The 4,641-nt window shown below is 64.9% G+C and carries 6 protein-coding genes; 4 read left to right on the top strand and 2 right to left on the bottom strand.

Features of this window, described 5'->3' with window-relative positions; translation table 11 throughout:
• The coding region (locus Q4E95_RS11190) for an NAD(P)H-dependent oxidoreductase (protein ID WP_303383383.1) at positions 1–314 on the bottom strand (314 nt) is incomplete at its 3' end.
• Between the two features lie 30 nt (positions 315–344).
• On the bottom strand, positions 345–1,517 hold the full coding sequence (locus Q4E95_RS11185; RefSeq protein WP_303383382.1) for an LLM class flavin-dependent oxidoreductase: 1,173 nt from the start codon (positions 1,515–1,517) through the stop codon (positions 345–347).
• 164 nt (positions 1,518–1,681) lie between these two features.
• Between Q4E95_RS11185 and Q4E95_RS11180 the strand changes: the two genes are divergently transcribed.
• From Q4E95_RS11180 to Q4E95_RS11165, 4 genes are all read left to right on the top strand, one after another.
• Positions 1,682–2,161, top strand: coding sequence for a transporter substrate-binding domain-containing protein (locus Q4E95_RS11180; RefSeq protein ID WP_303383381.1), 480 nt, complete (start codon positions 1,682–1,684; stop codon positions 2,159–2,161).
• Positions 2,158–3,135 (top strand): cation diffusion facilitator family transporter, encoded by a 978-nt coding sequence (locus tag Q4E95_RS11175; RefSeq protein WP_303383380.1) that lies wholly within the window; start codon positions 2,158–2,160, stop codon positions 3,133–3,135. The genes Q4E95_RS11180 and Q4E95_RS11175 overlap by 4 nt, the downstream gene beginning before the upstream one ends.
• A gap of 71 nt (positions 3,136–3,206) precedes the next feature.
• Entirely contained in the window at positions 3,207–3,965 is a 759-nt protein-coding gene (locus Q4E95_RS11170; protein ID WP_303383379.1) for a LamB/YcsF family protein, read from the top strand.
• On the top strand, positions 3,962–4,641 hold a 680-nt coding region (locus tag Q4E95_RS11165; RefSeq protein WP_303383378.1), incomplete at its 3' end, for an allophanate hydrolase subunit 1. The genes Q4E95_RS11170 and Q4E95_RS11165, both read left to right, overlap by 4 nt.

Here is a 4,641-nt window from a genome sequence, read left to right as displayed (position 1 = left end):
TCGATCACGTCGAAGAACTGCTTGAACAACCCGGAGTAGGACGCCTTGTACGTGGGCGAGGCCGCAACCAAGCCGTCCGCGTTGAGCACTGTGTCGATCGCGTCCTGCACGGCCGGGGAGGCCACGTGCGTGATCATCATGTCGGTCAGCCCGTGCGCCAGATCGCGCAGCGGAATGACCTTGATCTCGACGTGCTGTCCGGCGTGTTCGACGGTCCCGCTCGCGGCCTTCGCGATCGCCTCACCCAGGCGGGTGGTCGTGGAGTCTTCCGATAGCCCAGCGGTCACCACCGCGAGGGTCAAACGATCAGTCATGGTGTCCTTCTTTCTACTTACTGTGTGGAATTACTTGGAGTGCTCGCGCTGAGTGGCTTCCGCCTGCTTCGCGCGCTCCCGGGCCGCCGGGGAATCCGGGCCGCCGCCGGGGATCGGGTCCTTGCCGGCCTGGTGGCGGGCCACCAGGGACTCGTGGGTCGGTGCCTCGGGCACGTGCGCCGGGCGCAGCGCGTCGAATTCCTTGCGCAGCACCGGGAAAACTTCTTCGCCCAGCAGGTCCAGTTGCTCGAGCACGGTCTTCAGGGGCAGGCCGGCGTGGTCCATGAGGAACAGCTGACGCTGGTAGTCACCGGCGTAGTCACGGAAGGACAGGGTCCGCTCGATGACCTCCTGCGGTGAGCCCACCGTCAGCGGGGTCTGGGACGTGAAGTCCTCCAAGGACGGGCCGTGGCCGTAGACCGGTGCGTTGTCGAAGTAGGGGCGGAACTCACGCTTGGCGTCCTGCGAGTTCTTACGCATGAACACCTGCCCACCCAGACCCACGATCGCCTGGTCGTAGGAACCGTGACCGTAGTGCTCGTAGCGCTGGCGGTAGAAGTCCACCATGCGCTCGGTGTGCTCCTTGTTCCAGAAGATGTTGTTGTGGAAGAAACCGTCGCCGTAGAACGCGGCCTGCTCCGGAATTTCCGGGGAGCGGATGGAGCCGTGCCACACGAACGGGGGCACGTCATCCAGTGGGCGCGGGGTCGCGGTGAAGCCCTGCAACGGAGTGCGGAAACGACCGGAGAAGTCCACGTTCTCCTCGTGCCACAGTCGGTAAAGCAGTTGGTAGTTCTCCACGGCCAGCGGGATGCCCTGCCGGATGTCCTTGCCGAACCAGGGGTACACGGGGCCGGTGTTGCCGCGGCCCATGGTCAGGTCCACGCGGCCGTCGGCCAGGTGCTGCACGTACGAGTAGTCCTCGGCAATCCGCACCGGGTCCGTGGTGGTGATCAACGTGGTGGCGGTGGACAGCTGGATGTTCTTGGTCTGCGCGGCCACGTGCGCCATGAGGATGGGCGGATTGGCCGGCGCGACGAACGGCGGGTTGTGGTGCTGGCCGGTCGCGAACACGTCCATGCCCAGTTCTTCCGCTTTCTTGGCGATCGCCACGGTCGCCTTGATGCGCTCGTGCTCGCTGGGGGTCTTGCCAGTGGTGGGGTCCACGGTGACGTCACCGATGGTGAAGATGCCGAGTTGCATGACTGCCTCCTGTGTCGTGGATGACGACGCCGCTGCGGTCGTCCCGCGGCCCCGCTCCGTTGATATTTCAAATTTGAACTACTTACATAATGCCTCCGGCCCGAGATTTATTCCATGGAAAGTTTCGGGGTGTGGGCAACGACACTTCGGCTTATGGTGTTGCCATGAAAAATGTCATCAGGTGGCTCATGGTGCTCCTGGTTCTCACCCTCTCCCTGACTGGATGCGTGACGCATTACCCGGCCGATCCCTACGGCACCCTTGACCGGGTGTCCGGAGGGGTCCTTCGCGTGGGCACCATTCACAACGAGCCCTACGTATCCATTACGGAGGGTGAGCCCACCGGCGAGGAAGTGCGCCTGGTGGAGGACTTCGCCGACACCGTGGATGCGCGCATCGAGTGGACCACCGCAAGCGAGGAACACCTGGTCACCGACATGGAGCACGGTCAACTGGATCTCCTGATCGGCGGGATGACCATGGACACGCAATGGCAGAAAAAGATCGGCCTGACTCGGCCCTACAACGAAACGACCAATGAGTACGGCGAGACCGAGAAACACGTGATGGCCGTGCCCAATGGTGAGAACGCCTTCCTCCTGGAGCTCGATCAGTTCCTGCAAAGCAGCGGAGACCAATCATGAAACGCATGGAAAGCCCCGCGGACAATGAGCACCTGCCCGATGAGATCTCCCGCGCGGTGCAAAAGGCGGTGCGCCTGGAGTGGGTCACCCTGGGCACCCTGAGCGCGACCGTGGTTCTGGTGTTTCTGGTGCTGGGAAATTCCCAGGCCATGAAAACGGCGTGGATCGAGGACATGCTCTCCCTGGTTCCTCCCATTGCCTTCTTGATCAGCGTGCGCGTCACCCGCAAACCCGCCAACGCCAAACACCCGTTCGGCTATCACCGCGCCATCGGCATCGCTCACCTCGTGGCGGGAACAACCCTGTTCGTCATGGGCGGTTATTTGATCGTGGACTCGCTGATCAAACTGATCACGGTCGAGCACCCCACCATTGGCGGCATCAGCCTGTTCGGTCACACCGTATGGCTGGGCTGGCTCATGATACTGGTGCTACTGCTCACCGGTATTCCACCCGTGATTCTGGGCCGCATGAAACTCAAGCTCGCCGAGCCACTGCACAACAAGGTGCTCTACGCGGACGCGGACATGAACAAGGCGGACTGGATGACCTCGTTCGCCGCCATCGTGGGCATTACCGGTATCGGGCTGGGTTTGTGGTGGGCGGATGCCGTTGCGGCCATCGTGATTGCCACGTCCATCGTGAAGGACGGCGCCACCAATCTCTCGGCCGCGGTGTCCGGTCTCATGGATGCCCGGCCCACCACGGTGGACAACAAGAAACCCCACCCGCTCATCAGCGATGCGCAGGAATTCCTGCGGAACTTGGACTGGGTGCACGCGGCCACCGTGCGCCTGCGCGACGAGGGCCAGGTGTTCCAGATCGAGGGGTTCGTCATCCCCGCATCCCTGGAACTCGCCACGCCCGAGCGCCTCGAAGCAGCCGAGAACGCGCTACTCGAACAGGACTGGAAAATTCGCGACGTCGTGATCGCACCGGTCACGCACCTTCCGAACGTGGTGGAATCGGACTGACCGGTGGTAATTGTTGAACAATCTCCGTCGGTGGGGCATTCTTGAACTCACCAATGAGACGGAGGTCACGCATGACGGTCATCGATATGAACAGCGACGTGGGCGAATCGTTCGGCAACTGGAGCATGGGGGACGACGCCGCCATCTTCCGTTCCGTGTCCTCCGCCAACGTGGCGTGCGGGTTCCACGCGGGAGACCCGGGCGTGATGGCGCAGACGTGCCGGGACGCCGTGGCCGCAGGTGTCACCGTGGGGGCGCACGTGGCCTACCGGGACCTGGCCGGATTCGGTCGTCGCTTCATGGACTGCTCCCCGCAGGAACTCGCGGATGACGTGCTGTATCAAATGGGTGCCCTCCAGGCGATGGCCCGTTCGGCCGGCACCGAGATCAAGTATGTGAAACCGCACGGCGCGCTCTACAACACGATTGTTCACCACGAGGTCCATGCACAGGCCGTGGTGGACGCGGTCAAGGCCTTCGGCGGCGATCTTCCGCTGTTGCTCCTACCCGGGTCCGTAGCACTTCGGAAGGCGGAGCGGGCAGGACTGCGCGGGGTGGCCGAGGCGTTCGCGGATCGCGGGTACACACCCGAGGGCACGCTGGTCTCCCGCCGCGAAGAAGGCGCCGTCCTGCACGACCCGGCGGAGGTCACCGAACGCATGATCCGCCTGGCCGAGGACGGCACCTTGAGCGCCGTGGATGGTTCCACCGTTCGGATCCGGGCCGAGAGCATTTGCGTGCACGGTGACACCCCCGGCTCCGCCGCAATGGCCGCGGAGGTTCGCGCGGGCCTGGAGCGAGCCGGCGTGCAGATCCGGTCGTTCGTATGAGCCAGGATCCGCCCACCGGTGCTGCGCCGTCGGCGGTCTCCCTCCGCTGGGCGGGGACGCGGGCCTTCTTGATCGAGTGCGCGTCCCTCGAACACGTCATGCGCTGGCACGCCCATCTCAGTGCACATCCGTATTCCAGTCAGTTGGACGTTCTCGCCGCAGCCGAGACGGTGCTGTTGACCTTCTCTTCACCCGCGGCCGCGCACAAGGCCGCGAGCGACGTCGTCACCGCTCGCCTGGGCGATACCGACGCGGCGACCGGTAAGACCGTGGAGATCGACGTGGTGTACGACGGCGAGGACCTGGCCGATGTGGGCGAGCTGACCGGGCTCGGCGAGCGCGGCGTGATCGAGGCGCACACGGGTGCGGAATGGACGGCCGCGTTCGGCGGTTTCGCGCCGGGGTTCGCGTATCTCGTGGCCCCCGGGGATCCGCTCGAGGTGCCGCGCAGGGATTCCCCGCGCACCGCGGTGCCCGCCGGATCCGTGGCGCTGGCGGGGCGGTTTTCCGCCGTGTACCCGCAGCGTTCACCGGGCGGTTGGCAGTTGATCGGCCGCACCAATGCCACACTCTGGGACCTGGGCCGGGACGAACCCGCGCTCATCCGCCCCGGGGACACCGTGCGCTACCGCGCGGTGCGCGAGCAGGTGGCGGTGGCCCCGGCGGCACCCGCCGA

The sequence above is a fragment of the Kocuria sp. genome, assembly GCF_030536815.1.
Lineage (GTDB): Bacteria > Actinomycetota > Actinomycetes > Actinomycetales > Micrococcaceae > Kocuria > Kocuria gwangalliensis.
The sequence above is the reverse complement of the archived record's forward strand: the minus strand, read 5'-3'. Positions and strand labels throughout refer to the sequence as shown.